We start from the raw sequence: 26,033 nt of genomic DNA, 5'->3' as shown, positions 1-26,033 counted from the left end.
CCATGACCTCGAACGACGCTCCCGCCGCCGGCACACCTGCCGGACGTCGGCGTGCGCTGGGCAAGGGGCCCGGTACGGCTCCTGAGGCCGAGCCCGAGGTCGTCGTGGCAGCGCCGGAGCCCGAGGCCGTCGTAGAAGAGCCTGAGGCGCCTGTCGAGGAAGCCTCGGCCGAAGAACCCGATGACGGTGTCTTCAAGGTGCGGCTCGCCAACTTCGAGGGGCCTTTCGATCTTCTCCTCCAGTTGATCTCGAAGCACAAGCTCGATGTCACCGAGGTGGCGCTGTCCAAGGTCACCGATGAGTTCATGTCGCACATCAGGGCGATGGGGCCCGACTGGGACCTGGACCAGACGACCGAGTTCCTCGTCGTCGCGGCGACCCTGCTGGATCTGAAGGCGGCCCGGCTGCTGCCCTCCGCGGAGGTCGAGGACGAGGCCGATCTGGCGCTGCTGGAGGCCCGGGACCTGCTGTTCGCGCGCCTGTTGCAGTACCGGGCGTACAAGCAGATCGCCGACATCTTCAACCGGCGCCTCGACGAGGAGGCCCGGCGCTACCCCCGGACCGTCGGACTCGAACCGCACCACGCCGAGCTGCTGCCCGAGGTCGTCATCCGGATCGGCCCCGAGGGCTTCGCCAGGCTCGCCGTGAAGGCGATGCAGCCCAGGCCCAGGCCGCAGGTGTACGTCGATCACATCCACGCGCCGCTGGTGAGCGTGCAGGAGCAGGCCGGGATCGTGGTGGCGCGGCTGCGGGAGCTCGGCGAGGCCAGCTTCCGCACGCTGGTCGAGGACGTCGACGACACCCTGACCGTCGTGGCGAGGTTCCTGGCCCTGCTGGAGCTGTACCGGGAGAAAGCCGTCGCGCTGGACCAGGAGACCGCGCTCGGGGATCTGATCGTGCGCTGGACCGGTGGGGAGGGGGAGGGCGAGCCGGTGGTGACGGACGAGTTCGACCGGCCGCCCGAGCCGCCCAAGGAGACCAAGGAGGAGTCGGCGTGAGCGAGGAGAACACGGGCGTACCGGCGAGCCCGTCCGCCGTCGCGGATCTCGACCTCAAGCCCGCCCTGGAGGCCGTCCTCATGGTCGTGGACGAGCCCGCGACCGTGGAGCACCTCGCGAAAATACTCCAGCGGCCCAAACGGCGGATCTCGGACGCGTTGCGCGAGCTGGCCGACGAGTACACCGTCCAGGGGCGCGGTTTCGAGCTGCGGCTGATCGCCGGGGGCTGGCGTTTCTACTCACGTCCGGAGTTCGCGCCGGCCGTCGAGGGCTTCGTCCTGGACGGTCAGCAGGCCCGGCTCACCCAGGCGGCGCTGGAGACCCTGGCGGTCGTCGCGTACCGCCAGCCGGTCAGCCGCAGCAGGGTCTCGATGGTCCGCGGAGTCAACTGCGACGGTGTGATGCGCACCCTTCTGCAGCGGGGTCTCGTCGAGGAGGCGGGCACGGAACCCGAAACAGGTGCGATCCTGTACGTGACGACGAACTACTTTCTGGAGCGGATGGGCCTGCGTGGCCTGGACGAGCTCCCGGAGCTCGCGCCCTTCCTCCCTGAGGCTGAGGCGATCGAGGCGGAGACGCTGGAAGGGGTCCCGTCGTTCGATCCGGATGCACCGGATGCAGATGCAGACGAAACGACGACGACGGAACTTTGATGCGAAGCAGTGGCAGTGGCAGCAGTGGTGGCGGCGGTAGGAGCGGCGGGCGCGGCAACCCCCGCGGGACCGGCGGGGGCGGCAATCCCCGGGGTTCCGGCGGTGGCGGCGGCGGCCGTGGTTCCGGCGCGGGCAACTCCCGGGGTGCCGGCGGGGGCGGCTCCCAGCCGAGGGGCGCGGGAGGGCGCGACGACAAGCCGAAGCGCGCCGGAAAGCCGCGTCCCGAGGAGCGGCGCTACGACGTAGGTCCCACGGGATCCCACGAAGGCCCCAAGTCAGGGCGGGGTGCCGCCGCGCGCGGTGGTGCCAAGGGCGGTCCCAAGCAGGGCCAGAGCACCGGACGCGGGCGCTGGGCGCCGGCGACCTCGCGTGAGTACGACGCGCGGGCCGAGGAGCGCAACCGGGAGCGGTACGCGGGCAAGAAGGACATCAAGCCGCCCAAGACCTTCCCGGGCGCCGAGCAGGGGGGCGAGCGGCTGCAGAAGGTCCTCGCACGCGCGGGCTACGGCTCCCGGCGCTCCTGCGAGGAGCTGATCGAGCAGTCCCGGGTCGAGGTCAACGGCGAGATCGTGGTCGAGCAGGGGCTGCGCGTCGACCCCGAGCACGACGAGATCAAGGTCGACGGGCTGACGGTGGCGACGCAGTCGTACCAGTTCTTCTCGCTGAACAAGCCCGCCGGTGTCGTCGCCACGATGGAGGACCCCGAGGGCCGGCAGTGCCTCGGCGACTACGTCACCAACCGGGAGACGCGTCTTTTCCACGTCGGGCGGCTCGACACCGAGACCGAAGGTGTGATCCTGCTCACCAACCACGGCGAGCTGGCGCACCGGCTGACCCACCCCAAGTACGGCGTGAAGAAGACCTACCTCGCGCACATCGTGGGCCCGATCCCGCGCGATCTGGGCAAGCAGCTCAAGGACGGCATCCAACTGGAGGACGGGTACGCGCGTGCGGACCACTTCCGGGTCGTCGAGCAGACCGGCAAGAACTACCTGGTCGAGGTGACCCTCCACGAGGGCCGCAAGCACATCGTGCGGCGCATGCTCGCGGAGGCCGGGTTCCCGGTCGACAAGCTGGTGCGGGTGTCGTTCGGTCCGATCACCCTGGGCGACCAGAAGTCGGGCTGGCTGCGGCGGCTGTCGAACACCGAGGTCGGCATGCTGATGCAGGAAGTCGATCTGTAGACCGTTCAGTTGGTCGCACGCGTGCGTGGCCGGTTCCGGAGTCTCCGGGGCCGGCCGCTTCGTTTTCGACGTCTCGTTTTCGGCGACTCGTTTTCGTTGGGTGCGGGGGGTTGCGCGGGGTCGCGGTCACTCTTTATGGTCGAACTGACTATTAACGGGGTGGATCGCCATGACCGCAACACCGGCCTACGACAAGTACGCCTTCGAACCTTTCGCCGTCACCGCCGACCTCGCCGTGCTCACGATCCGCGCGGGCGCCCTGCACGTGCTGCTCGTCGAGCGCGGACAGGAGCCGTACGCCGGACACTGGGCGCTGCCCGGTGGCTTCGTCGCGCCCGAGGAGTCCGCGGAGGCGGCCGCCCGGCGTGAACTCGCCGAGGAGACCGGCCTGTCGGACGTCTCCGGGCTGCACCTGGAGCAACTGCGTACCTACAGCGAGCCCGACCGCGACCCCCGTATGCGGGTCGTCACCGTCGCCTTCGCCGCACTGCTGCCCGACCCGCCCGAGCCGCGTGCGGGCAGCGACGCGGCGCAGGCCCGCTGGCTGCCGTACGACGGGCTCGGGCCGCTCGCCTTCGACCACGACCGGATTCTGGCCGACGCGCGCGAACGGGTGGGCGCCAAGCTGGAGTACAGCTCCCTCGCCACCGCCTTCTGTCCGCCCGAGTTCACGCTCGGGGAGCTGCAACAGGTCTACGAGACCGTGTGGGGCGCCGAGTTGGACCGACCCAACTTCCGCCGCAAGGTGCTCGCGACGCCGGGTTTCGTCGAACCGGTGCCGGGCGGTGCCAAGTTGACCGGCGGTCGCGGCAAGCCGGCCGCGCTGTACCGCGCGGGCGCGGCCGTCGCCCTGTACCCGCCGCTGCTCCGGCCGGCCTCGGACTCGGAAGGGAGCCCCGCATGACCACGAACGGTGTCCGCAAGCGTGCCGCCACGGGAGCCCTGGTGGGGCTCGCCCTCGGGGACGCGCTCGGTTTCCCGACCGAGTTCAACGCCGTGCCCGACATCCTTGCCAAGTGCGGTCCTTGGCGGGAGATGGAGTTGCCGAAGCCCGCGATCGTCACCGACGACACGCAGATGACACTGGCGTTGGGGCGGGGGCTGCGAACTGCCATGGAACGGGGGCTGCTTGGGCCCAAGCGCATGGAACGGCCGGTGCGCGAGGAGTTCGTGGACTGGTACCAGTCGCCGGACAACAACCGTGCCCCAGGCCGGACTTGCCTCGTCGCCTGCAACCTGCTGAAGAGCGAGGGGCGGGTGTGGCAGGACGCCAGTCAGATCCACTCGAAGGGCTGCGGGGCCAACATGCGGGTCGCGCCGGTCGGGCTCGTCCCCGGTCTGAACGACGAACAGCGGTCCGGGGCAGCCCAGTTGCAGTCCGCGCTGACCCACGGCCACCCGACCGCCCTCGCCGCGTCCGACCTCACCGCGCACGCCGTACGGCTGCTCGCGCAGGGCGCCGAGCCGACCGGGCTGGTCGGGCTGCTGCGGTCGTACGCCGTCGAGAACCGCACCCGCTACCACCACCGCTGGCTCGGCGACCTGTGGACCCGGAGCCAGGACCCCACGCCCGAGCACTTCATCGCGCGGGGCTGGGACGAGTGCCTGGAGATACTCGGCCGGCTTGAGCACGCGGTGCGGACCGTCTCCCCGGAGACCGACCCGTGCCTGGCCACCGGCGCGGGCTGGATCGCCGAAGAGGCCCTGGCGACCGGCCTGTTGTGCTTCCTGCTGTTCGTGGAGGAACCGGTGACCGCGCTGCGCCGGGCGGCCTGCACGTCCGGCGACTCGGACTCGATCGCCTGTCTTGCGGGGGCGTTCGCGGGGGCGCATCTGGGGGAGGAGGCCTGGCCGGAGGAGTGGGCGGGGCGGATCGAGTACCGGGGCGAGCTGCTGGCCCTCGGGGCCCTCCGGGACGCTTGACCGATGATCGACGTTCTGGACATCGACCTCAAGCCCGTGGTGGCGGAGCAGCCCGACCCCCTGCTCTTCGCTACGGTCTCCGGCGCGCATCTCTACGGCTTCCCGTCCCGCGACTCGGACGTGGACCTCAGGGGCGTGCACCTGCTGTCGACCGCCGAACTCGTCGGCCTGCGCGAGCCCGACGAGACACGGTCGAAGATGTGGCTGCGGGACGGCGTCGAGATGGACCTCGTCACCCACGACCTGCGCAAGTTCGTACGGCTGATGCTGCGGCGCAACGGCTACGTGCTGGAGCAATTGCTGTCCCCGCTCCTGGTGCACACCACCGACGCCCACCGGGAGTTGGCCGCTCTCGCGCCGGGTGTTCTCACCAGCCATCACGCCCACCACTACCGGGGGTTCGCCACGACCCAGTGGCGGCTGTTCGAGAAGACCGGCGAACTCAAGCCGCTGCTCTACACGTTCCGTGTGCTGCTCACGGGCATCCATCTCATGCGCAGCGGCGAGGTGCAGGCCCATCTGCCCACGCTCGTGGGGGAGGTCGAGGCCCCGCCTTACCTCACGGAGCTGATCGCGACGAAGGCCGAGCGTGAGCACGGGGACGCCGACGTCGACCACGAGCGTGTGCGGGCCGACGTCGACCGCCTGCACGGCGAACTGGACGCGGCGCAGGGGGCGTCAGTTCTCCCGGACGACCCGAGTGCCTACGACGCCCTGCACGAGTTCGTCGTACGGGTCCGTCTGGAGGGCTGAGGCGCGCCGTACCCGGATCAGGAAGTCCTCCACGCGAGCCCGGTCCGGTTCGGGCGGAAGCGGGCTGCCGGCCGCCGCCTCGTCCGTCTCCGTCGCCAGGCGGGTCATCCACAACTCGACCTCCGGCCACGGGACCTCGCCGCGTTTGACGGACAGCAGAGGCGCGCGCTGGTCGCCGACGTCGATCGTCAGGGTGCCCGTGCGGAGCAGGTCGCGGGCGCTGGTGAGCAGGCGGAGCAGGTGCATCGCGTGTTTCCAGCGCGGGGCGCCGTGCGTGCGGAGGTCGGCCTCCAGCTTCTTGCGCTGGCCCAACGCGTAGCGCGTGAAGGTCTCGTGGACCTGGCGGGAGAGGAACGCGCCGCGCAGGGCGAGGAGTTCGCGGCCGGTGTCGTCGACGTGCTCGACGAGGGGGGAGTGGAGGCACTCCAGGATGTTGGGGTTCGCGCGCAGGGCCAGTTCGCAGAAGCGCTCCAGCTCCCAACTGAACTGCTCCTCCGCCGGGCCCTCCACATGCGTAGGCGGCTTCTCGATGCGCCAGAACGCGGGGGTGGGGGCCACGAACACGCCCCTGCGGTCCGTGTCGCTCGTGTCCGTCGCCAGGCCGAAGGCGCGTGAACCCATCACGCAGGCGTAGATCGTGTGGTCGCGGACCAGGGACTCGGGGCGCATTCCGGGAGCCTACGCGGCGGTTCAGGCCAGGCGGATCGAATTTCCCTCCACCGTGATCTGCTCCGCGGGCAGCGGCTTCGGCGCCGGGCCGCCCGCGACCGAACCGTCCGCGATGTTGAACTTGCTGCCGTGGCACGGGCAGTCGATGGTGCCGTTCGCGACGGTGCCCACCGTGCAGCCCTGGTGGGTGCAGACCGCCGAGAAGGCCTTGTACTCGCCCTTCTTCGGCTGGGTCACCACGATCTTCTGGTCCTTGAGGATCTTGCCGCCGCCGACGGGAATGTCGGAGGTCTTCGCCAACTCCTGGCCGCCGGAGGCTTTCACGGACGACGAGCCCGAGGAGTTGTTGCTGTCGCCGTACTTGCTGCATCCCGCGGCGAGCGCGGCGGCAGCGGTGGCCGCACCCGTGGCGAGGACCGTGCGGCGCGTCGAGCTGTCGGTCATGTAGTCACTCCGAGGGTGGTCGTCATGTGGTCACTGCGACGGTGGTCAGGTCGTCACTCCGACGGTGCGGAAGAACCAGAGAGCGGATGTCAGCCAGAGCAGCGTGAGGGCGGTGAAGACCAGTCCGCCGACGACCGGCAGCAGCCAGTTGGGCAGGCGCTCCGAGCGGAGCAGCAGCATCTTGGCACTGAACGCGCCGAAGAACGCGCACCCCAGGAGGGAGTGCCACATCACGCGTGTCGAGTACGTCTGATAGCCGAACGCGTAGAGGCAGTGCACGGCGACCGGCACCGCCAGCAGGAACGCGATCCGCCCCGACCAGCGGTGCAGCGTCGCCGACCAGTTCGGGCCGGGCAGTTTGCCGTAGACCATGAAGGCCGAGACGACCTGGACGAGGGCGAAGAAGAACGCGGCCGTCGCGAGCCAGGACTTCACCGCGCCCGTGCTGCTGAAGCCGGCCAGGTTGAAGGCCGTGCCGGCCGGGTCGTGGACCTTGCCGTACACGCCGAGTCCGACGGCCACCGCGCCGGCCACCAGGGCCGGGATCAGGTAGCGGGCGGGGCTGTCGCGGTGGCGTGCGGGCGGGGGCGGGGGGTAGGCCTGGGTGGCGGCGTTCGGGTCGACGGTCATGATCGGCTCCCTGAGGCGGACGGTGGGTCAGGGGGTGACGGGTTGTGCCGTGAGCTGCTGGCCGTCGACCGTGACCGCGCCGGTCTCCGGGTCGATCCGGGGTGCCGAGGCGGCCTCGCCGTCGCGGGTGACGATGCCGGTCTGGCGGCCGTTCGGCAGCACGATCCAGCCGCCCTCGATCTTGGCGCCGCGCACCTTGGCCGTGGCGCGCCACAGGCCGGACGGCTTGACGGCCTTGTCGGCGGTGAACGCGTAGTTCCGGCCCTCGTCCTTGACGGTGCCGAGGATCTTCTTGCCCTGCTGGAGCCTGCCGTCGAGCACGGCGCCGTTCGGGGCGGTGAGCTTCATGGTGCCGTCGTCCTTGACCGGGCCCCTGAGCCAGGCCTCCTTGTAGCGGCCGTCGCAGAAGTAGGCGACCGCCTTGCCGTCCCGGATCGACACGGCGACCGAGGCGGTGTCGTCGTCGGTGCGGCCCGCGTAACTGGCGTTCGGGACGGGCGACTTCGACGGGGTCGGGCTCGGGGTCACCGTCGGTTTCCGGGTCGGTGACGGGTTCGCCGATTTCTTCGGTGACGCCGACGGTGCCGCCACGCTGGACGAGGACGACGCCGTCTTCGTCCCCGACGTCACGTTGAGCGTCAGCATGAACAGGCCCAACACCAGGCCCGCCAGCAGAGTGAGCAATGGTCCCGGACGCTTCATGACTGTCCTCCCCCGAGGCGAGCTTCCAGCCCATGAGAGCGGACTCGGGGCCGCGGGTAAAGAGGCATACCGGGATGATCTCACCCCAAGTAGCAGGACGGGATGATTCAGGTGACATTGGCAGGGTTCGAGGCCGGGCCCCGACCAACGGCCGGCCGCTCTCGAAAGGTGCGACCCATGGCGGGCAACGATCTCGGCAGTCTGCTCGGCGGTCTTCTGGGCGGAGGGGGCCAGGGCGGTTCCAGTGGCAACATCCTGGGCGCGTTGCTCGGGGCCCTCGGCGGCGGCTCGGGCGGCACCAACGGAGGCAATCCGCTGGGCGGGCTCCTGGAGATGCTCACCAAGTCCGGGCTGGCCGAGCAGAAGGACTCCTGGGTCGGCACCGGCGAGAACAAGTCCGTCACCGGCGCCCAGATCCAGCAGGCGCTGCCCGACGGGACCCTGCAGAAGGTCGCCGAGCAGGCCGGCGTCACCCCGGAGCAGGCCGCGAGCGACCTCGCGCGGACGCTGCCCCGGGCCGTCGACAAGCTCACCCCGGAAGGGCACGTGCCCCAGGCCGCCTCGCTGGAGGAACTGGTCCGGCAGCAGTCCCTGTGACCGTCTCGGTGGGCGGGCGCCGCGCACCGGTACCGGGCGGGCTGACTACGCTGGATGTACCAAGAGCCGTACATCAGCGAGGAGCAGAGCCGTGGCGGTACGAGCGGTCCGGGGCGCCGTCCAACTGGACAGGGACGAGGCCGGCCACATGGACCAGCAGGTCGGGGCGCTGCTCACCGCCGTCCTGGAGCGGAACGGCCTCACCGCCGACGACCTGATCAGCGTCTGGTTCACGGCCACGCCCGATCTGCACAGCGACTTCCCGGCCGCCGCCGCCCGCAAGCTCGGCAGCGCCTTCGCGGACGTGCCGCTGATCTGCGCGCAGGAACTCGACATCGAGGGCGCCATGCCCCGCGTGGTCCGCATACTCGCGCACATCGAGTCCGACAAGCCCCGCGCCGACATCACGCACGTGTACCTCGGTGCCGCGGCGGCCCTGCGCAAGGACATCGCCCAGTGAGGACCGCGCTCGTCATCGGCACCGGCCTCATCGGTACGTCCGCCGCGCTCGCCCTCGTCTCGCGCGGTGTCGTCGTCCACCTCGCCGACCACGACCCCGAGCAGGCCCGTACGGCAGCCGCGCTGGGCGCCGGCACCGACGAGGCGCCGGACGCCCCCGTCGACCTCGCGATCGTCGCTGCTCCGCCCGCGCTGGTGGCCGGGGTGCTCGCCGACGCGATGCGGCGGGGGGTGGCCCGCGGCTACCTCGACGTGGCCAGCGTGAAGGGCGGTCCACGCCGGGAGCTGGAGGCGCTCGGCCTCGACCTCTCCTCGTACATCGGCTCGCACCCCATGTCCGGGCGCGAGAAGTCGGGGCCGCTGGCCGCGACCGGCGACCTCTTCGAGGGCCGGCCCTGGGTGCTGACGCCCACCCGTGACACGGACACCGAGGTGCTGAACCTCGCGCTGGAGCTGGTCTCGCACTGCCGTGCCGTGCCGGTCGTCATGGACGCGGATGCCCACGACCGGGCCGTAGCGCTGGTCTCCCACATGCCCCATCTGGTGTCCAGCATGGTCGCCGCGCGGCTGGAGAACGCCGAGGAGGCCGCCGTACGGCTGTGTGGGCAGGGGGTTCGGGACGTGACCCGGATCGCCGCGTCCGATCCCCGGATGTGGATCGACATCCTGTCCGCGAACCCCGGGCCGGTCGCCGATCTGCTCACCGATGTCGCCGGGGATCTGGAGGAGACGGTGCGGGCGTTGCGGGCGCTGCAGTCGTCCGACGACGTCAAGCGGGGTGAGGGTGCCGCCGGTATCGAGGACGTGCTGCGCCGGGGGAACGCGGGGCAGGTCCGTGTTCCCGGCAAGCACGGGTCTGCTCCGCGGGTCTATGAGGTCGTCGCCGTGCTGATCGACGACCAGCCCGGGCAGTTGGCCCGGATCTTCGCCGATGCGGGGATGGCGGGGGTCAATATCGAGGATGTGCGGATCGAGCACGCTACGGGGCAGCAGGCGGGGCATGTGCAGTTGATGGTGGAGCCGAAGTCTGTGCCGGTGTTGACGGCGGCGTTGCGGGAGCGGGGCTGGGCGATCCGGCAGTAGTCGCGGGGAGTGGGGGCGGGCGTCCTCTGGGGGCTGCGCCCCCAGACCCCCGCTTCGGCCCTGAAGGGGCCTCGTCCTCAAACGCCGGACGGGCTGATATTGCCGGCCCGCGCTGAAAAGGTGCGCACCGGTGTCGACAAGGGGCGGCCGGACGAGTGACCCGCACCCAGTAACCTTGTCCGGGGCGCACTCGCACCCCCACCCCGCTCACCACCCGCACCAGGAAGGTGTCCTCCCGTGGAAAACGGCGCCGCCCGGACCGCCCCGGCAGTGATTGTCGCCATCGACGGCCCCTCCGGCACGGGCAAGTCGAGCACGTCGAAGGCCGTGGCCGCGCAGCTCGGGCTGAGCTACCTGGACACCGGGGCCCAGTACCGGGCGATCACCTGGTGGATGGTGAGCAACGGGATCGACATCACCGACCCCACCGCGATCGCCGCCGTGGCGGACAAGGCGGAGATCGTCTCCGGCACGGACCCGGCGAACCCGACGATCAGCGTCGACGGCGTGGATGTGGCCGGCCCGATCCGTACGCAGGAGGTCACCTCCAAGGTCAGCGCGGTCAGCGCGGTGCCCGAGGTGCGGGCGAAGATCACCGAGCTGCAGCGTTCGCTGGCCGCCGGCGCGGAGCGGGGGATCGTGGTCGAGGGGCGGGACATCGGTACGACCGTGCTGCCCGACGCCGACCTGAAGATCTTCCTCACCGCGTCCCCGGAGGCGCGGGCCGCCCGCCGCAGCGGAGAGCTGAAGGGCGCCGACGTCAAGGCCACCCGCGAGGCGCTGCTGAAGCGGGACGCGGCCGACTCCTCCCGCAAGACCTCGCCGCTCGCCAAGGCGGACGACGCGGTCGAGGTGGACACCTCCGACCTCACGCTCCAGCAGGTCATCGAGTGCGTCGTCACCCTCGTCGGGGAGAAGCGGGCAGCGAAGTGACCGCACCTACGGAGCGCGGCGCCGAGGTCGGGCGGCGCATCGGCGTCGGCCTGATGTACGGGCTGTGGAGGCCGCGTGTGCTGGGTTCCTGGAAGGTGCCCGCGACCGGCCCGGTGATCCTCGCCGTCAACCACTCGCACAACATCGACGGCCCGATGGTCATCGGCGTGGCGCCCCGCGCGTCGCACTTCCTGGTCAAGAAGGAAGCGTTCGTCGGCCCGCTCGGGCCCTTCATGCGCGCCGTGGGACAGTTGGAAGTGGACCGCTCGACCGCCGACCGTACGGCCGTCACCCGTGCGCTCGCGGTGTTGCGGGACGGCGGGGTCCTCGGGATCTTCCCCGAGGGCAGCCGGGGCGAGGGCGACTTCGCCGCGCTGCGCGCCGGGCTCGCCTACTTCGCGGTCCGCAGCGGCGCCCCGATCGTGCCGGTGGCCGTGCTGGGCAGCTCGGAGAAGCGCGGCCGACTGATAAAGGCGCTGCCCCCGCTGCGCTCCCGCGTCGACGTCGTCTTCGGCGACCCGTTCGAAGCGGGCGACGGCTCCGGCCGCCGTACGCGCAAGGCACTGGACGAGGCGACCGAGCGGATCCAGAAGCAACTGGCCGCCCACCTGGACAGCGCCAGGCGCCTTACCGGGCGCTAAGAGACACTTGAGTAGTGGATCACCCGAAATCCGGGGGTTCCACCGATCACCACGATGAACGAGGTACCGACTTCATGAACGACCAGATCCAGCCCGACGGCTCCGGCGAGGAGCACGAGCACGGGGCGCTCGGCGACGCCGAGTACGCGGAGTTCATGGAGCTCGCCGCCGTAGAGGGCTTCGACATCGAGGACGTCGAGGGGGCCATCGGCGAAGCCGGTCACGGACCGCTGCCCGTCCTCGCCGTCGTCGGCCGGCCGAACGTCGGCAAGTCGACTCTCGTCAACCGCATCATCGGGCGCCGCGAGGCCGTCGTAGAGGACAAGCCCGGTGTCACCCGCGACCGTGTGACCTACGAGGCCGAGTGGGCCGGGCGGCGCTTCAAGGTCGTCGACACCGGCGGCTGGGAGCAGGACGTCCTCGGCATCGACGCCTCCGTGGCCGCGCAGGCCGAGTACGCGATCGAGGCCGCCGACGCGGTCGTCTTCGTCGTCGACGCCAAGGTCGGCGCCACCGACACCGACGAAGCGGTCGTACGGCTGCTGCGCAAGGCCGGCAAGCCCGTCGTGCTGGCCGCCAACAAGGTCGACGGCCTCAGCGGCGAGTCCGACGCGGCCTACCTGTGGTCGCTGGGCCTCGGCGAGCCGCACCCGGTCTCCGCGCTGCACGGGCGCGGTACCGGCGACATGCTGGACGCCGTCCTGGAGGCGCTGCCGGAGGCGCCCGAGCAGCTCTTCGGCACCGCCGTCGGCGGCCCGCGCCGGATCGCCCTCATCGGCCGGCCGAACGTCGGCAAGTCCTCGCTGCTGAACCGGGTGGCGGGCGAGGAGCGCGTCGTCGTCAACGAGATCGCGGGCACCACCCGCGACCCGGTCGACGAGCTGATCGAACTGGGCGGCATCACCTGGAAGTTCGTCGACACGGCGGGCATCCGCAAGCGCGTCCACCTCCAGCAGGGCGCCGACTACTACGCCTCGCTGCGCACCGCCGCCGCCGTCGAGAAGGCGGAGGTCGCGGTCATCCTGATCGACGCCTCCGAGTCCATCTCGGTGCAGGACCAGCGCATCGTCACCATGGCCGTCGAGGCGGGCCGCGCGATCGTGCTGGCCTTCAACAAGTGGGACACCCTCGACGAGGAGCGCCGCTACTACCTGGAGCGCGAGATCGAGACCGAGCTCGCCCAGGTCGCGTGGGCGCCCCGGGTGAACGTCTCGGCGCGCACCGGCCGCCACATGGAGAAGCTGGTCCCGGGCATCGAGACCGCGCTGGCCGGCTGGGAGACCCGCGTCCCGACGGGCCGCCTGAACGCCTTCCTCGGCGAGCTGGTCGCCGCCCACCCGCACCCGATCCGCGGCGGCAAGCAGCCCCGCATCCTCTTCGGCACCCAGGCCGGCACCAAGCCCCCGCGCTTCGTGCTCTTCGCCTCCGGGTTCATCGAGGCGGGCTACCGCCGCTTCATCGAGCGCCGCCTGCGCGAGGAGTTCAGCTTCGAGGGCACCCCGATCCACATCTCGGTCCGGGTCCGCGAGAAGCGCGGCAAGAAGAAGTAGCCGTCGCCGCGAGGCGGTTCCACGACACGGCTGTTCTACGACGAGGAGGGCGGCCCCTGTTGCAACAGGGGCCGCCCTCCTCGTGTGCGTGCCGTGTCAGATCCCTCGGCGTGGGCCGGGCGGCAGGGCCGGGATGTGGTGCGTCCCGGTGTGACCTTGCTGCTGCTGCCCGATGTGGCCGAGCTGCCCGACGCGCTGCCACTGCGACTGCTGCCGGGCGCTGTAGGCCCCCGCGCTGTACGCGCTGTACGAACCCCCGCCGAGTGAACCCCCGCCGAACGAACCGCCGCTGAACGAGCCCGTGCTGTGCGGGCTGTGCCCGAAGGCGGTGAAGCCCAGCTCCTCCTCGCCGCTGCGGTCACCCGGCAGCGAGCGGAAGGTCTTGACCCACTCCGAGTAGAGCCGGTCGTAGATCGGCGTGGCCGATGGACCGCCGGAGCTGTCCCGGTCCGATCGCGAGGACGGGATCGACTGGTACGGCCGGCTGCGGGGAACGTCGTATGCGTGCACGTATGTCCAAACGACGGGTCACCTGAAGGGATGCGGCTCAGGTGCCCGCGAGCGGCAGCGCGGAGCCGACCAACTGGCCGTTCGCTGCGGCCTTGTCCAGCGCGCCGCGCAGCAGGTCCTCGCGGGGCTGGCGGCCGATGGAGCCGACCGGGGCCGCGAACATCAGCACCTGCTGGTGCTTGTTTGCGGCGGCCCGCCAACTGTCGGTGACCTGGAGCGGCTGGTGCGCCTGCCACCAGGCCACCGGGGAACCGCCGGTGCTGCTCGGCTGGAGCACCGCGTGCAGTTGGCCGGCGGCGAGCAGCACCGACCAGCCGTGCAGCACGGGCGGCACGGTGGTGATCTCGCTGAGCGGCATGAAGCCCTGCTCGATCAGCAGCGGCAGGAAGTCGTCCCCGACGTCGGTCGAGCCGGGCCGCACGATGGGCGCGGTCGGCTCGACCACCAGGGCGGGGTGCAGTTCCCCCGAGATCAGGACGAGTCCGCTGGTCACCCCGAGCACGGCCTGCTCGGGTACGGCCTTCTCCGGTGCGCCGGCCGGGGCGTGCGTGTTGCCGCTGATGGAGCGGACGGCGCCCTGCAGTTGCTCCTCGGTGACCTGGACGATCTGGGAGGGCAGGCAGGTGGCGTGGGCGAACGCGAGGACGGCGGTCTCGTCGCCGATGAACAGGACGGTGCTGGTGCGCTCCTGATCGGAGTCGCCCTGGGTGCGGCACGACGTGCAGTCGTAACTGCCCGGGGCGTTGTCTCCGGCGAGCAGCCGGTCGGCTTCTTCGTCGCCGATCTCGGCGCGTACGTCGTCGCTGACGTCGAGCATGCGCGGCACGGGTGGCTCCCTCGGAATGCGGTGCCCGGTGGGTCCCGGGCTCATGAAGAAGACAACGGAGGATCTGTGGCGGGAGTCACGCTCCAGGGCGAACCGAATCGAACCAACCGAAGCGGACGGTCACGGCTGGTACGGAATCGGACACTCCCCGTCAACTCTTTGAAAGGTCAAGGGAGTTGGCCGCGTGAACCGAGTCACAGCGTTTGTCGGCAGTTGGTCGAAAAATCGTGAAATCAGCGAATGTAGTGGGTGGCCGAAAAGTGCCGATACCCGCGGTAACCATGAACTGGCCTGCGGAGACGGGCAGTTGGTCGACACCGGCTCGCCGACCTCCGTACATTCCTCCGCCGTGTGCAACGAGCACCGCTCGGGAACGTCCGCCGGCCGAACAAGCCAGCAAGCAGCACCACTTCCGGCGGACGGGGAGGAGCGCGAGGACCACGTCGATACGTGGGAGCCGCGCACCGCCTTGGGGGACCCCGTGTTGTTGGAGAGGGAACTACATGTCCGAATGTGCCGATACCACTCGCGAGAACGCTCCTGAGACCCACCGCAAGGGTCAAGTGCGTACGACGGCGGTCCTCGCCGGGGTGGCCCTGCTCGCCCCCCTCGGACTGCTGGCCGCAAGCGGCAACGCCGCGGCGGCCGACAGCGGAGTGTGGGACCGCATCGCCCAGTGCGAGAGCGGCGGCAACTGGCACATCAACACCGGCAACGGCTACTACGGAGGACTCCAGTTCTCCGCCGGCACCTGGCGCGCCTACGGCGGCTCGGCCTACGCGGCCACCGCGGACCAGGCCTCCAGGTCCGCGCAGATCGCCGTCGCCACCAAGGTCCAGCACGCCCAGGGATGGGGTGCCTGGCCGGTCTGCTCGGTCAAGGCCGGAGCCAACGGCAGCGCGCCCGCGGCCTCTTCGGGCACGGTGACCGAGAAGTCGACGACGAAGAAGTCGACCAAGTCGACATCCGGGTCGACCACCAAGAAGTCGACCAGGAAGGCGACCCCGTCGCAGCCCGCGGAGACGCCGGCCCGCGGGACGAACAACGCCTCACGCGGCACGTCCCGCGGCGACTACACCGTCCGCGAGGGCGACACCCTCAGCGGCATCGCGGCCGAGCACGGGACCACCTGGCGGAAGATCTACGCCGCCAACAGGTCCGTCATCGGCACCGACCCCGATCTGATCGTCCCCGGGCAGCAGCTCGACCTCTGAGCCGAACCGAACCGCTTCCTTCGGCCCCCGCCCGGTCCTCCGACCGGGCGGGGGCCCGCCCGTCACTCCAGTTCGGCCGCCTCGCCGCCGAACACGACGGTCCCGCGCCGCAGTTCGTACACGAGAGCCGTCCGCCCGCGCAGCACGGGCGGCAACCGCTGCTCGGCCACGACCACGCACGCGTCCAGCCCGCCCAGCAGTTCGTACGTGTGCGCCGCGACCGCGGGCGACATGCCCTGCGCCGGTTCGTCGACGAGCACCACGCGCGCGCGTGCCAGCAGGGCGCGGGAGAGTGCCAGCATGCGTTGCTCACCGCCGGACAGGGTGCCGGCCCGGCGGGGGAGCAGGGGGGCCAGCCGTGGGTACGCGTCGAGGGCCACGGAGCAGTCCCGTGCGGCCAGTTCGAGGTTCTCGCGCACGGTGAGGGACCCGAACACGGCCTGCCGGTCCGGCACCAGGCACAGTCCCCGGCGCGCTCGTTCGTACGCGGGCACACGGGTCACGTCGGCGCCGTCCCACACCACCGCGCCGCCCGACAGCGCGACCGTACCGGCGAGGGCACGCAGCACGGTCGTACGGCCGGAGCCGTTGCGGCCCAGCAGGACGGTGAGGCCGTGGGCGGGGGCGGCGAGGGTGACGCCGTGCAGGGCTTCGAGGGGGCCGTAGCGCACGCGTGCGTGGCGCAGGGCGATGGTCATACGCGGGTCTCCCAGGTGCCGGGCGCGTCGAGGACGCGGTCCGGCGGTCCGGCGGCGACGACGCGGCCCGCCGCCATCACATGGACCACGTCGGCGAGGCCGGCGACCAGATCGAGGTCGTGCTCCACGACGAGCAGGGCGGTGCCCTCGGCGGCGAGCGCCCTCAACACCAGGGTCAGCGCGGCCACTTCGGCGGTGTCGAGGCCGGCGGCGGGCTCGTCGAGCAGCAGCACACGCGGACTTCCGGCGAACGCCCGCGCCAGCTCGACCCGGCGCAGTGTTCCCGTGGGCAGCCCGGCGGCGGGCAGCGACCGTACGTCCCCGTCGAGCCCGAACAACCGCAACGCCCGCTCCACGGCCGCGGGTTCGGCGAGGCGCCCTTGCTCGGCCCCCACCCGCACGTTCTCGGCGACGGTCAACGAGGGGAAGACGGCGAGCTGTTGAAAGGTCCGGGCGACCCCGAGCCGGGTACGCGCATGCGCGGGCAGCCGGGTGATGTCCCGCCCGTCCAGCCGGACCCGCCCTCGCGCGGGACGCACGGTCCCGGCCAGACAGTGGAACAGGGTACTTTTCCCGGCCCCGTTGGGCCCGACGACAGCGGCGACCTGCCCGCCCCGCACGACGAGATCGACCCCGTCGAGCACGGCGAAGCCGCCGTAACCGGCGTACAGGGCATGGGCGGTGAGGACGGGTGGGACGGGCGGTCTCGGTGCCGGGGCTGCGCGGAGACGGGCTGTGGTCTGTGACGCGGGCTCGGGAAGAGCCGTCTCCTTGGGCGGGCGCGTGGGCTCGGGTGTGGCCGGCGGGGTGGGCGCGGCGCCCGCGCGTGAAGTCTCCACCGCGCCGCCCTGCCGCCCGACGCCGGGCGCGGTCGGACGTGCAACGCCCTCGTGGGTAGCCTCCGTTGGCTCCGGCTTGCCCGGCTGCCCAGGGGCGGGGGTGCGCTCTCGGCCGCCGATGCCGGGCCTCGCTGGATGCGCAACGCCTGTGCGGCCGGCTGCGGTTGTGTCAGCCTCGCCTCGCTGCCTGGACCCGGCGGTGTGCTTCGGGCTGGAGTCAGGATTGGCTGGGTGTGCAACGCCTGTGCGGGTGGCCGCTGTTGTGCCCGTATCGCCCCGTTGCCCGGGCCCGGCGGTGAGCCCTCGCCGGTCTCGCGCGCCGGATTCCCGCCCCGTGCCGAGCCGTGCCCGGTGTGCAACATCCGTGTGCGCGGACGCCGTTGAGGCAGTCCGCACGCCCGCCATCCGCAACCTCCGCCGCACCCCCGCCCCCAACGGCGTGAGCCGCGCCCTCCGTCGTTCCGCCGCTCCGCGCAGCGCCTCGTACGGTCCTCCGGGGAACCGGCCCACGCAGACCGCCAGCACGCCGATCAGTGCCGCCGCCACCCCGCCGCGCGCCCCCGCGTCCAGCCCGACCAGCAGGGCCGCGGCCGTCAGGGCGCCCAGGGGGCTGTCGGCGCCCAGGACGATCACCGCGGCGAACCAGAGGAGGCCGCGGACGGGGTCGTAGGCCGAGGGGTCGAAGGCGCGCAGGCCCATGCCGAGCATGCCGCCGCCGAGGGCGGCCAGGGCGGCGCCCGTGACGAAGGCCAGGAGTTTCAGGGACGGGACCTGGACGCCCGCCGCCGACGCGCCCGCCTCGTGGTCCCGCATCGCCGCGAGGGCGCGGCCCGTGCGGCCCCGGCGCAGGGTGTGGGTGGTCAGCAACGCGCATGTCAGGAGGGCGAGTTCGAGGACGTAGTAGGCGCGGTCCCCCTCGAAGCCGGACGGGCGGTCCAGGGAGAGGCCCGACGTGGCGTACGGCTGGGCGAAGACGAAGCGGCTGACGCCGACGCCGACCGCGAAGGTCGCGAGGGCCAGGGACAGGCCGTGGCGGCCGATCGCCGGCCACCCCGTCAGCAGGCCCAGGGGAGCGACCAGGAGGACCGCCGTCGCGAGCGCGGCCAGTTCCGGGAGGCGGGGCAGTCCCGGGAAGCGGCCCGCCGCCAGCAGCGCCGTGAACAGCGCGCCCAGGCCCGCGTAGGCCGCCTGCCCCAGCGAGAGCTGCCCGCCGCGCCCGGTGACCACCACCAGGGACAGCAACACCACGCCCAGCGCCGGTACTTGGACCGAGGTGTGCAGGTCCGAACCCGCGAAGCCGAGGGGAAGCAGGAACAGCACCGCGGCCACGATCCAGGCGCCGGGAGGTGTCGGGACGCGGGCCGTCGCCGTACGGGGGAGGGCGTCACGGGAGCCGAGTCCGGGCAGCACCAGCGCCGCGATCAACAGGGCGACCACGAACAGGTTGGCGCCCACCGCCTGCGTCAACTGCCCACCCCAGCCCGGCAGATGAAACCGCGTCAACTGGCTCTGCCCGACCCCGATGCCCAGCGCCACCACCACCGCGACCGGCAGACTCCGCATCCGCGCGGCCACCGCGACCGCCACCACCTCCATGACGAGCAGCGGCAGGCCGTACGGGTCCAGGCGCACATACGGGGCGAGCAGTACGCCCGTCAGGCCCGCCGTGAACGACCCGAACGCCCAGCCGGCCGCTGCCACCCGGTCCGCGTCCACCCCGCCCAGCAGAGCGAGTTGCCGGTCGTCCACCACCGCCCGCAGTTCGCGTCCGAACCGCGTCCAGCGGATGACCGCCCCGACGCCCGTCGCGAGGACCAGAACCACCGCCAACTGCCCCCAGGGATCGGCCGATACGAGCTCCGGCGCGTCGTCCCGTGCCCCCTGACCCCACACCAGCGCCGCCCCGCCGACCAGCAGCACGAACACCCCGATGGACGCCACCAGGGGCCGCGCCGGATCGCCGCCCAGGACCGACAGCGGGCGGAAGGCGAACCGCTCCAGCGCCACCCCGATGCCGGGCGCGACGAACAGCAGCGTCACCGCCGCGCCGAGCCACAGCGGCCAGCCCCACCCGACCACGCACTGCCGCAGCACGTACGCGCACACCATCGCGATCGCGCCGTGCGCGAAGTTGAGGACGCCGGTCGCGCGGTACGTCACGATCAGGCCGATCCCGGTGAGCGCGGCGGCGCTGCCGACGGAGAGACCGGCGAGGGTGAGGTCGTAGCTCAGGGAGGACATCAGTCGTCGGCTTCGGCGGGCTCGCAGATCGGGCAGGGGCCCAGCTCGCCGCTCGCCACCAACTTCGAGTCCACCGGCACCGCTTCGGCCTTCCCGGCGACCAACGGGCAGTCCGCGCGGTGCCACAGCGTGCCGCCGGGCACCATCAGCAGGTCCCCGCTGACCGCCACGGGCGTGGCGGCGGCCTCTGCCGACTCCTCGGCGTCGTCGGCGCCGGCGGCCACGAGAAGGCCGTACAGCTCCTCCACGCGCGCTGCGGCGAGGGCGCTGCGGCCGTGGGCGAGCAGGACCGCGCCGGCGACGATCAGCGCGGCGCCGGGGATCGTGCAGGAGGCCAGGTAGGGGAGTTGGCGCTCCGCGTAACGCTCGCCGGAGACGCCGTACCAGCCGATCACGCACAGGACCGCGCCGGCGGCGAGCGCGGCCCAGCCTGCCCACAGGGCGGGGTGCACGGTCCGCAGTCGGGCTGTCCGCATTTACGGCTCCCACACGTCGGGTGTCTGTCCATGCCGGCCAATGGCTTGCACTATGCCTTCTGACACCTGACCTGAAAACACCGGGCGAGCACGGCCCGGAACGACACCCGGCGGTGAGCCAGATGGTTCTCGGGAGCGACCTCAGGCGAAGGAACACAAGGCGCGGGCGGGGCACGGTAGTTACGGCCGCCGCCCTGGTCCTCGTGCTCGGGCCGGCCCTGGCGGCCTGCAGCGACGACAGCGGGGGCGGGAGCGGCAGCGAGCCGCTGCCCTCCCCGTCCGTCGAGCGGACGACGAGCGCACCGGCGACCGCGCCTGCCGACCCGGCCGCCGCCACGACACAGGTCAAGGCCAACTGGAAGAAGTTCTTCGACCCGGCCACGTCCACCACGGACAAACAGGCCGTCCTGGAGAACGGCGACAAGATGGGCCCGGTCCTCAAGGCTTTCAGCGGGGACAAACGCGGCGGGCAGGTCCAGGCGGACGTCCAGACGGTCGAGTTCACCGCACCGGACAAGGCGACCGTGACGTACAGCCTGACCCTGAACGGCGCCACCGCCCTGCCGAAGGCCTCCGGGACGGCCGTCGAGCAGGCCGGCACCTGGAAGGTGTCCGTCAACACCCTGTGCGCGCTGGTGGCGTTGAGCGGCGATGCCTCGCAGTCGCCCGGGGCGGGCTGCTGAGGCCGCTGTCGCGGTGCTGCTGCTCCTCCTCGGGGGCACGGCCTGCGGCAGCCGCCTCCCGGAGAGCGACTTCGAGCACGGCGACACCCGTACGCCCGCGCCCGATGGCGGAACGCCGATCCGGGTCGGCATCATCACCAGCGCGACCAGCCCGGTCGGCGGCGACACCTTCACCGGCCCCCGCGACGGCGCGAAGGCGTACTTCGACCGCCTCGACGCACGCGGGGGCATCGCCGGGCGCCCGGTCGAGGTGCGCCTGTGCGACGACGGCGGCAGCGGTGTCGGCAACAACGCGTGCGTGCACCAACTCATCGACGAGGACAAGGTGGTCGCCCTGGTCGCCACCACCGCCCTCGACTACGCGGGCGCCTCCCGCGTCTCCCACGCGCGCGTGCCCGACATCGGCGGCCAGCCCGTCGGCGCCGCCTACGACACCTGGCCGCACCTGTACGGCGTCTACGGCAGCCTCGCGCCCCGCGCCGGCACTCCGGGCTGGGGCGGGAAGCTGTATGGCGGCACAGAGGTGTACCGGTACTTCAAGCGCGAGCAGGGTGCCCGTACCGCCGCCGTCGTGTCGTACAACCAGGCCGCGTCCGCCGCCTACGCCCGGCTCGTCGAGCAGGGGCTGAAGGCCGAGGGCTACAAGGTCGTCACCGAGCAGGTCGACTTCGCGCTGCCCAACTTCCGTGCCGCGGCGGCGGACCTGAAGCAGCAGGGCGCCGACCTGGTCTTCGACGCCCTCGACACGCACGGGAACGCCCAGTTGTGCGCGGCGATGGACCAGGTCGGCGCGAAGGTCGTCGCCAAGGTGACGAACGTGCAGAACTGGACGTCGACCGTCCCCGAGGACTACAAGGACTCCCCGCGCTGCCGCAACGCCCTGTGGGCGACCGGATCCAGCCGCGACTTCGACGACGTGGCGCAGCCCGCCGTACGGGAGTTCCGGGACGCGACGAAGGGGCTGAAGACGCATTCCCAGTGGCAGTTGGAGGGGTGGGCGGCGGCCATGTGGTTCACGGACGCGGCGAAGGCCTGCGTGAAAACGGGCGTCACGCGCGCGTGCGTGGACGGCTTCATGAACCGGAGCGAGGACTACACCGCCGACGGCCTCCTGGTTCCCGTCTCCTTCGAGCGGCTCGCCGAACCGCCGACGACGCGCCGGACCTGTCTGTCGGTCGCCCGGTGGCAGGACGGCAGGGGCTGGGTCCCGCAGGGGGACATGAACAGCACCTGTTTCGAAGTGCCCCAACTGCCGTACCGCCCTTGATACAGACTTCGACCATGTTGGAGACCTCGGCACGACTCCTGCGGCTGCTCTCGCTGCTCCAGGCCCACCGCGAGTGGTCCGGCGCCGACCTGGCCGACCGGCTCGGGGTCACCCCGCGCACCGTGCGCCGGGATGTGGACCGGCTGCGCGAGCTGGGCTACCCCGTCAACGCCAGCCCCGGTACGGGCGGCGGATACCAGCTCGGCGCGGGCGCCGAGCTGCCGCCGCTGCTGCTGGACGACGACGAGGCGGTCGCCGTGGCGGTCGGTCTGCGCACCGCCGCCGGGCAGGGCATCGAGGGCATCGGCGAGACCTCCGTACGCGCCCTCACCAAGCTGGAACAGGTCCTGCCCAGCCGGCTGCGCCGCCGGGTGGGCGCCCTCAACGCGTTCACCGTGCCGATGCTGCACAACACGCTGCCGTCCGCCGTCGACCCGGCCGTGCTGACCGAACTGGCCGCCCTGTGCCGGGACGCCGAGCGGCTGCGCTTCGCGTACGAGAGCCACGAAGGCGCCGCCACCCGCCGCAGCGTCGAACCGCACCGCCTGGTGTGCACCGAGCGGCGCTGGTATCTGGTCGCCTGGGACCTGGACCGCGAGGACTGGCGCACCTTCCGCGTCGACCGCATCACGCCCCGGCCGCCGCACGGGCCGCGCTTCACCCCGCGCCCGCCACCGGCCGAGGACCTCGCCGCGTACGTCTCGAAAGGGGTCTCCACGCGCGCGTACGCCACGCACGCCGTCGTACGGCTGCTCGTGCCCCTCCAGGAGGCCGCCGAGCGGATCTCACCGTCCGCCGGGACGCTGGAGGCGGACGGGCCGGCCGCCTGCCTGCTGCGGACCGGGGCCCCGAACCTCGACGTGATGGTGATCCACGTGATGATGACGGGCTTCGAGTTCGAGGTCCTGGAGCCCGTCGGGCTGGCCGAGAGGATCAGGACGGCGAGGGACCGGCTGTCCCGGGTGCTGGACCGGCACGGCCGGGCGGACCACGGCGATTCTGTGCCGGAACGGTGAAACTCTTATGCGGCGTCAGCTCCCGCCGCAGCGCATGGAATCGGAATGGAAAGGGGGCGCCGGACCGGTTCTCGCGACACTTTCCGTTGGGCTATTCGGTGGGCCGGACCGACATGCGGGAATTACGTTCGAATGCCTGCGGAAGGCGTACGGAACCGCTCATACGTGTGAGGGAGGCAGTGCAAAACACACGTCCTGATCCTGTGACAGAAGTGTGACCGGAGAGGGACGGATGAAGCGGGAGAGGGGCTAGCGTGGCGGGCATGGCATCCATTCCGACTCCACCGGCAGAGCCCCAGGACAGTCCGAACAGCTATGTGGGCCTCGACGCGACGGAGGCCGAGCGGCTCGCGCGGGAGCGCGGGTGGTCGAGCGTGCGGTCGCTGCCGCCGGGGGCGATCATCACCATGGAGTTCCGCGTGGGACGGCTCAACTTCGAGGTCGCGGACGGCACGGTGGCGCGCGCCTGGAAGGGCTGAGCGCGGACACGACGAAGGCCCCGGTTCCGCTGGAGGAACGGGGGCCTTCTTGATGCGCGGGGATGGTTGTGCGTACCGGCCCCGCGGTCCGGATCAGCCGCCCGCTACGGGGCGGGCGGCGGCCGGCGCGCCGGTGCCGCGCGCGACGCGGTCCGGGTGTGGCGGGCGGCGGCTGCCGATCGGGGTGACCGGGGTGCGCTCCGAGCGGGTCGCGTGCGGGCTCGGGGCGAGATGGACGGGCGGCCGGGCCGAACGGCTCGTGGTGACCGTCTCGCGGGCCGCCGGGACCTCGTCGCCCGAGGAGGCGCGCGGCTTGAGCAGCACCGGCGCGGTGACCGGGGACGCGGGCACGGGGGCGGGCACCCTACGGCCGCGGCGGGCGCGCCAGCGGTCGCGGTAGTCGAAGATCCGGGTCTCGGCGAGAGCGATCAGCGGCTCGCACCACGGAAGGGCGAGCAGGACCAGCAGACCGGCGGCCCAGCCGAGCAGGACGTCGCTCAGCCAGTGCGTACCGAGGTAGACCGTGGCGAGACCGACGCCGAGCGAGGTCACCGCGGACGCGGCGGACAGCCAGCGGCGGGCGGCCGGCGTGGAGGCCAGATACGCCAGGATTCCCCAGGTCACGACCGCGTTCGCGGTGTGGCCGCTGGGAAATATATCGCCGCCCAGGCCCATCTCGTTCGAGCCGATGACGGTGGCGTAGTGCGGGCCGAGGCGGCCCATGCCGAGCTTGGCGGCGCCGACCGTGATGTTCAGCAACAGCAGCAGGGTGCCCAGGGTCAGCAGCGGGCGCAGGGTGTGCTGCCGCCACGAGCGCCAGCCCAGCCAGGCCGCGACCATCACCGCGGTGGGGCCGCGCTGGCCCAGCACCACGTAGTAGTCGACGAACCAGTGGATGCCCGCCCATTGCTGGTACGGACGGAAGAACATGACCTGCCAGTCGAACCGGACCAGCCAGGACGTGGTCACGACGAGCCACACGATCGCCAGATAGAAGGCCAGGGTCGCGGCAAACAGCACGACCCTGTGCCGGCTCATCTTCGGCACATCGATGTTGGCCGGCCGTTCAGGTTCACGGTCCAGCCTCGCGAACACCCGGTCCAGACGGGTGAGGTTTCGTTCGGTACGCACTCAATCGACGTTACAGCGAGTGAGTGTGGATCCCCGTCGAAACAGCGGCTTTGTGATGACGATGTGATGTGGGAAAGCTCTCAGGAGCAGGTTTATTTCCGAGGATTCCGCAATCCCGGACGGCTCCGTCCTTCAATTCCTTTGATCATGCCGGGTCGAGTTTTATGGCCCTTATGAATTAGTTCACCAAATGCTGGGGTGGAATTGGCCGGGCGCTCATGGAGCGCGACGAGTGGATCATGGTGGACCGGAGCCGTTCAGCCAGAACGCCCCGTACGCGGCCGATGCCAGGGCGACACCGCCCACCACCCACGCTGACCTGGACGTACGCAGGCGGGCCAGGGCGAGCGCGAGGGGGAGCAACAGGGGGAAGGCGGGCATCAGCAGGCGCGGTTTCGAGCCGAAATAGCTCGACGCGCACAGTGCGAGCGCGGTGACGACACCCGTGTACACCAGGAGGGGCGGCGGCTGGCCCTGCCGGACGCCCACGACGTACAGCCAGAGCACCAGCCCGACTCCGACGATCAGCCCCACCCCGGCCAGGGCCGACGGGAAGGACGTGAACTTGTCGCCGACGAAACGGGCGAAGGCGGCACCCCCGTCGAAACCGTTGCGCCAGCCCGCCTGGACGTCGAGATAGCCCAGCGAGCCCTTGCCGGTGCGATGGCCGACCCACAGGACGTACCCGGCGGCGCCGAGGGGCGCGAGCGCCATGCCGAGGGCGCGCGGCCAGACTCGCGCGCCGGTCGCGGGCGCCGTGCTGCGGTCCCGCACGAACGAGGTGATGCCGGCGACCCACACCGCGGCCACCACGGCGAGCCCCACGGGCCGCGTCAGCCCGGCCAGCAGGGCGAGCGTGCCCGCCGTCAGCCAGCGGCCCGTCAGCACGGCGTACAGCGACCAGGCGGCGAGCGCGGTGAAGAGCGACTCGCTGTACGCCATCGACTGCACGATCCCCACCGGGAGTACGGCCCACAGCAGTACGGCACACACGCCCACGCGACGGCCGTAGACCTGGTCCGCGACCGCGAAGATCCCCCAGGCCGCCGCGAGCGAGGCGAGCAGGCTCACCGCGAGGCCGCCGTCGGCGTACGACAGCGGGGAGACCGCGTGCATGAGCCTTTCCAGCCAGGGCAGCAGCGGGAAGAAGGCGAGGTTCGAGTGGACGTCGCCGTTCGGGAGGCGGACCTCGTAGCCGTAACCGAGGTCGGCGACCCGGGTGTACCAGAGGGCGTCCCACCGCGCGGTCAGCAAGGTGTGGGCGCTCTTGCCGCGCGCCGCGCTCCACACCGCGAGCACCACCAGGCCCAGGGTGCGGACGGCGGCGTACCCGAGGAGGGCCGGGGCCGCCCGGCGCAGAGGTGCTGCGAGATCGGTCACGGGCCCGATTATCGAGGGCGTACGGAACCGGAAGACCAGGCGGGGCGTGGTCAA

27 protein-coding genes and 1 pseudogene are annotated in these 26,033 nt (G+C 71.7%); 17 read left to right on the top strand and 11 right to left on the bottom strand.

The genetic code is table 11. The annotated features are described in order from the left end of the window. Positions 1–2 precede the first annotated feature (2 nt). The 6 genes from OG223_RS13090 to OG223_RS13065 all read left to right on the top strand — a co-directional run bounded on the left by OG223_RS13090 (position 3) and on the right by OG223_RS13065 (position 5,511). Positions 3–998 (top strand): segregation and condensation protein A, encoded by a 996-nt coding sequence (locus OG223_RS13090; RefSeq protein WP_329246888.1) that lies wholly within the window; start codon positions 3–5, stop codon positions 996–998. Next, a complete protein-coding gene (gene scpB / locus OG223_RS13085) occupies positions 995–1,651 on the top strand; it encodes an SMC-Scp complex subunit ScpB (RefSeq protein ID WP_329246886.1) in 657 nt (218 codons plus the stop codon). The genes OG223_RS13090 and scpB overlap by 4 nt, the downstream gene beginning before the upstream one ends. After that, on the top strand, positions 1,651–2,835 hold the full coding sequence (locus OG223_RS13080) for a pseudouridine synthase (protein WP_329246883.1): 1,185 nt from the start codon (positions 1,651–1,653) through the stop codon (positions 2,833–2,835). Before scpB ends, OG223_RS13080 begins: the two co-directional genes overlap by 1 nt. A 169-nt stretch (positions 2,836–3,004) precedes the next feature. Continuing rightward, entirely contained in the window at positions 3,005–3,739 is a 735-nt protein-coding gene (locus OG223_RS13075; RefSeq protein WP_329246881.1) for an NUDIX hydrolase, read from the top strand. Next, entirely contained in the window at positions 3,736–4,758 is a 1,023-nt protein-coding gene (locus OG223_RS13070) for an ADP-ribosylglycohydrolase family protein (RefSeq protein WP_329246878.1), read from the top strand. Before OG223_RS13075 ends, OG223_RS13070 begins: the two co-directional genes overlap by 4 nt. Positions 4,759–4,761: 3 nt before the next feature. Beyond that, positions 4,762–5,511, top strand: a complete 750-nt coding sequence (locus tag OG223_RS13065; RefSeq protein ID WP_329246876.1) for a nucleotidyltransferase domain-containing protein — start codon at positions 4,762–4,764, stop codon at positions 5,509–5,511. On the opposite strand, the gene OG223_RS13060 is transcribed toward OG223_RS13065, so the two are convergent. Genes OG223_RS13060 through OG223_RS13045 form a run of 4 tightly spaced genes read right to left on the bottom strand, consistent with a single transcriptional unit; the run spans position 5,437 to position 7,956 of the window. Further along, positions 5,437–6,180 carry a nucleotidyltransferase domain-containing protein gene (locus tag OG223_RS13060; protein WP_329246873.1) on the bottom strand — a complete coding sequence of 248 codons (744 nt, stop codon included), beginning with the start codon at positions 6,178–6,180 and terminating at the stop codon, positions 5,437–5,439. The genes OG223_RS13065 and OG223_RS13060 overlap by 75 nt on opposite strands. A gap of 21 nt (positions 6,181–6,201) precedes the next feature. Further along, positions 6,202–6,624, bottom strand: coding sequence for a Rieske (2Fe-2S) protein (locus OG223_RS13055; RefSeq protein WP_329246871.1), 423 nt, complete (start codon positions 6,622–6,624; stop codon positions 6,202–6,204). Between the two features lie 45 nt (positions 6,625–6,669). Further along, a complete protein-coding gene (locus OG223_RS13050) occupies positions 6,670–7,254 on the bottom strand; it encodes a DUF6529 family protein (protein ID WP_329246868.1) in 585 nt (194 codons plus the stop codon). A gap of 27 nt (positions 7,255–7,281) precedes the next feature. Next, complete coding sequence (locus OG223_RS13045) at positions 7,282–7,956, bottom strand: hypothetical protein (protein ID WP_329246865.1); 675 nt, start codon at positions 7,954–7,956, stop codon at positions 7,282–7,284. A gap of 177 nt (positions 7,957–8,133) precedes the next feature. On the opposite strand from OG223_RS13045, the gene OG223_RS13040 reads away from it, so the two are divergent. The 6 genes from OG223_RS13040 (at position 8,134) to der (ending at position 13,219) form a co-directional block, all read left to right on the top strand. Beyond that, positions 8,134–8,553, top strand: coding sequence for a YidB family protein (locus OG223_RS13040; protein WP_329246861.1), 420 nt, complete (start codon positions 8,134–8,136; stop codon positions 8,551–8,553). 91 nt (positions 8,554–8,644) lie between these two features. Further along, positions 8,645–9,013 carry a chorismate mutase gene (gene aroH / locus OG223_RS13035; protein WP_329246857.1) on the top strand — a complete coding sequence of 123 codons (369 nt, stop codon included), beginning with the start codon at positions 8,645–8,647 and terminating at the stop codon, positions 9,011–9,013. Next, positions 9,010–10,095, top strand: a complete 1,086-nt coding sequence (locus tag OG223_RS13030) for a prephenate dehydrogenase (protein ID WP_329246855.1) — start codon at positions 9,010–9,012, stop codon at positions 10,093–10,095. Before aroH ends, OG223_RS13030 begins: the two co-directional genes overlap by 4 nt. Positions 10,096–10,332: 237 nt before the next feature. Then, a complete protein-coding gene (gene cmk / locus OG223_RS13025) occupies positions 10,333–11,028 on the top strand; it encodes a (d)CMP kinase (RefSeq protein ID WP_329246852.1) in 696 nt (231 codons plus the stop codon). A gap of 53 nt (positions 11,029–11,081) precedes the next feature. After that, positions 11,082–11,669 (top strand): lysophospholipid acyltransferase family protein, encoded by a 588-nt coding sequence (locus OG223_RS13020; protein ID WP_329265249.1) that lies wholly within the window; start codon positions 11,082–11,084, stop codon positions 11,667–11,669. A 74-nt stretch (positions 11,670–11,743) separates the two neighbouring features. Continuing rightward, a complete protein-coding gene (gene der, locus OG223_RS13015; RefSeq protein ID WP_329246849.1) occupies positions 11,744–13,219 on the top strand; it encodes a ribosome biogenesis GTPase Der in 1,476 nt (491 codons plus the stop codon). Between the two features lie 96 nt (positions 13,220–13,315). Here der and OG223_RS13010 read toward each other — a convergent pair whose 3' ends face one another. After that, complete coding sequence (locus OG223_RS13010; protein WP_329246846.1) at positions 13,316–13,729, bottom strand: hypothetical protein; 414 nt, start codon at positions 13,727–13,729, stop codon at positions 13,316–13,318. A 37-nt stretch (positions 13,730–13,766) separates the two neighbouring features. Beyond that, positions 13,767–14,555, bottom strand: a complete 789-nt coding sequence (locus OG223_RS13005; protein ID WP_329246843.1) for a hypothetical protein — start codon at positions 14,553–14,555, stop codon at positions 13,767–13,769. A 503-nt stretch (positions 14,556–15,058) separates the two neighbouring features. Here OG223_RS13005 and OG223_RS13000 point away from each other — a divergent pair. Next, a complete protein-coding gene (locus OG223_RS13000; RefSeq protein ID WP_329246840.1) occupies positions 15,059–15,769 on the top strand; it encodes a transglycosylase family protein in 711 nt (236 codons plus the stop codon). 62 nt (positions 15,770–15,831) lie between these two features. Here OG223_RS13000 and OG223_RS12995 read toward each other — a convergent pair whose 3' ends face one another. From OG223_RS12995 to OG223_RS12985, 3 genes are read right to left on the bottom strand one after another with little or no spacing between them, the layout of a single operon-like run. Beyond that, a complete protein-coding gene (locus OG223_RS12995; protein WP_329246837.1) occupies positions 15,832–16,467 on the bottom strand; it encodes an ATP-binding cassette domain-containing protein in 636 nt (211 codons plus the stop codon). After that, the gene (locus OG223_RS12990) at positions 16,464–19,547 is read right to left on the bottom strand and encodes an ABC transporter permease subunit (RefSeq protein ID WP_329246834.1); all 3,084 of its coding nucleotides are present in this window, start codon (positions 19,545–19,547) and stop codon (positions 16,464–16,466) included. The genes OG223_RS12995 and OG223_RS12990 overlap by 4 nt, the downstream gene beginning before the upstream one ends. Next, complete coding sequence (locus OG223_RS12985) at positions 19,547–20,023, bottom strand: hypothetical protein (RefSeq protein ID WP_329246831.1); 477 nt, start codon at positions 20,021–20,023, stop codon at positions 19,547–19,549. Before OG223_RS12985 ends, OG223_RS12990 begins: the two co-directional genes overlap by 1 nt. Positions 20,024–20,145: 122 nt before the next feature. Between OG223_RS12985 and OG223_RS12980 the strand changes: the two genes are divergently transcribed. The 4 genes and pseudogenes from OG223_RS12980 (at position 20,146) to OG223_RS12965 (ending at position 23,468) form a co-directional block, all read left to right on the top strand. Next, on the top strand, positions 20,146–20,706 hold the full coding sequence (locus OG223_RS12980) for a hypothetical protein (protein WP_329265247.1): 561 nt from the start codon (positions 20,146–20,148) through the stop codon (positions 20,704–20,706). After that, the gene (locus tag OG223_RS12975) at positions 20,675–21,973 is read left to right on the top strand and encodes an ABC transporter substrate-binding protein (RefSeq protein WP_329246829.1); all 1,299 of its coding nucleotides are present in this window, start codon (positions 20,675–20,677) and stop codon (positions 21,971–21,973) included. Before OG223_RS12980 ends, OG223_RS12975 begins: the two co-directional genes overlap by 32 nt. 14 nt (positions 21,974–21,987) lie before the next feature. Further along, a pseudogene (locus OG223_RS12970) lies at positions 21,988–22,947 on the top strand (helix-turn-helix transcriptional regulator); the annotation flags it as partial. A 305-nt stretch (positions 22,948–23,252) separates the two neighbouring features. Beyond that, complete coding sequence (locus OG223_RS12965) at positions 23,253–23,468, top strand: I78 family peptidase inhibitor (RefSeq protein ID WP_329246826.1); 216 nt, start codon at positions 23,253–23,255, stop codon at positions 23,466–23,468. Between the two features lie 93 nt (positions 23,469–23,561). Here OG223_RS12965 and OG223_RS12960 read toward each other — a convergent pair whose 3' ends face one another. Continuing rightward, entirely contained in the window at positions 23,562–24,599 is a 1,038-nt protein-coding gene (locus tag OG223_RS12960) for a phosphatase PAP2 family protein (RefSeq protein ID WP_329246824.1), read from the bottom strand. A 237-nt stretch (positions 24,600–24,836) separates the two neighbouring features. Then, positions 24,837–25,979 carry a hypothetical protein gene (locus OG223_RS12955; RefSeq protein WP_329246821.1) on the bottom strand — a complete coding sequence of 381 codons (1,143 nt, stop codon included), beginning with the start codon at positions 25,977–25,979 and terminating at the stop codon, positions 24,837–24,839. Positions 25,980–26,033: the final 54 nt, after the last annotated feature.

Origin of the sequence: Streptomyces sp. NBC_01478 (assembly GCF_036227225.1) — a bacterium.
Classification (GTDB): domain Bacteria; phylum Actinomycetota; class Actinomycetes; order Streptomycetales; family Streptomycetaceae; genus Streptomyces.
The sequence above is the reverse complement of the archived record's forward strand: the minus strand, read 5'-3'. Positions and strand labels throughout refer to the sequence as shown.